General features: G+C 53.9%; 1 protein-coding gene. It reads left to right on the top strand.

Going from position 1 to position 1,973, the window contains the following annotated elements; genetic code table 11:
* Nucleotides 1-1,973 (top strand): SdrD B-like domain-containing protein (locus tag E1J53_RS22840; protein WP_173021610.1); only part of this gene is annotated, 1,973 nt, incomplete at both ends.

The following is a 1,973-nucleotide window of genomic DNA, read 5'->3' as shown; positions in this document are numbered from 1 at the left end:
TCGTCCTTCCCGGCGGCTTTGAGTACACGGACCTGAACGAAGGCGGTGACGAAGCGCTGGACAGCGATGCTGACCCCGCGATGAACGGCATGACCGAAACGGTGACGCTGGAGAGCGGAGAGAACAATGACGATCTGGATGCGGGACTCTACCGCCCGGCGAGCCTCGGTGACTTCGTCTTCGAAGACACGGACGGCGACGGCATTCAGGATGCTGGCGAGCCCGGTATCCCCAATGTGACGGTTAACCTGAAGGACGAGAACGGAAACGTAATCGCCAGCACGACGACTGCCGGTGATGGTTCCTACTCCTTCGATAACCTCGAGCCCGGCGATTACAGCGTACAGTTTGTACTGATTCCTGATTACACCTTCACTACCTTAAATGCGGGTGGAGATGAAGCGCTGGACAGCGACGCAGATCCCGCGATGAACGGCATGACCGAGACGGTCACGTTGGAAAGCGGTGACGATAATGATGATCTTGACGCTGGTCTTCAGAGAGACGCTGAAGTAACTCTAGAGAAGACGTTCCAGTACGCAACGGCTAACGGCGATGGTACTTATGAAGTACGGTACACGGTTACCGTAACCAACGCTGGTGGTATTGGGCAGTATACTTTAAGGGATACTCCCTCATTTGATAATGACGTAACGATCATTAGTGGTCTATTCAGTGGGGAAGCAACCGGAACCCTGAATACGGTAGGTGCTACTACCCTGGTCACTAATAATGAAATTGCTGCTGATGCTACGGAGACCTTCATTTTGACCTATCAGGTTAGATTGGAGCTCAATGCAGATAATCCCGATGGAGGAGACAACACTTACACTCCTTGCGGAAGTGGAGGCCCCAATGGCAATGGAATGCCTGGTGAAGGGCTGTACAACCTTGCCGAAATTGATACTGACGGAGACAACATTTTTGACGATAGCGATGATGACTGTGGTGATCTGCCTCTATTCGATCTCGCATTAACGAAAGTCGTTACCAGTGGAAGCACTTACGGTCAGGGCAGCCTCGTAACCTATGAGGTAGTAGTGACGAATGAAGGCGAGATTGATGCTAACAATATTGTAGTAACGGATACGCCTGATGCAGGACTGGTCTTTGGCAGTATTACCCCGCAAACTGGGATTACTGGATTAGGCAATGGAAGTTTCCAAATTGCCAGTTTACCTGTCGGGCAGTCCGTTACGGTAGAATTGAACTACACCATCAGCGGAACCTTCCAGGGCAATACTCTCACCAATGCTGCGGAAATTACCGAAGACGGCCCCTACGATGATGTAGACTCAGATCCTGATTTTGGTCCTGACGTGGACGAAGACGGTGACGGTGACGGTGACGATGACGATGAGGATAACGCCACCATTACTATCGAGCAAACCTACGACCTGGCGCTGACCAAGGACCTCGCGAGTGCCAATACGACCCCGATTGCTCAGGGTACGGAACTGACGTACACGATCACGGTAACGAACGAAGGCTCACTGAATGCGAGCAACGTTGAGGTTACGGATCGTCCGGGCGCTGGCCTGAGCTACGTTGGTGAGAACCTGCCTGCGGGTGTAACGGGCAGCAACGGCGTGTACGTCATTGCGAGCCTGCTGCAGGGTGAGTCGATCAGCTTCGAGGTTACCTACGCGATTGATGCGACCTTCCAGGGCAGCAGTGTCCGCAACGAAGCGGAGATCACGGAGGACGACGGCGATGACGAAGACTCTACGCCGGACAACGACGATGATACGGAAGACGACCAGGATGACGTGGAGACGCCGATCGAGCAGACCTACGACCTGGCGCTGACCAAGGACCTGGCGAGTGCCAATACGACCCCGATCGTTCAGGGTACGGAACTGACGTACACGATCACGGTAACGAACGAAGGCTCACTGAATGCGAGCAACGTTGAGGTTACGGATCGTCCGGGCGCTGGCCTGAGCTACGTTGGTGAGAACCTGCCTGCGGGT

It is taken from the genome of Lewinella sp. W8, from assembly GCF_004375085.3.
In the GTDB taxonomy this organism is placed as follows: domain Bacteria; phylum Bacteroidota; class Bacteroidia; order Chitinophagales; family Saprospiraceae; genus Neolewinella.
Note: the sequence above shows the minus strand (reverse complement) of the source record. Positions and strands in the feature narration are given on the sequence as shown.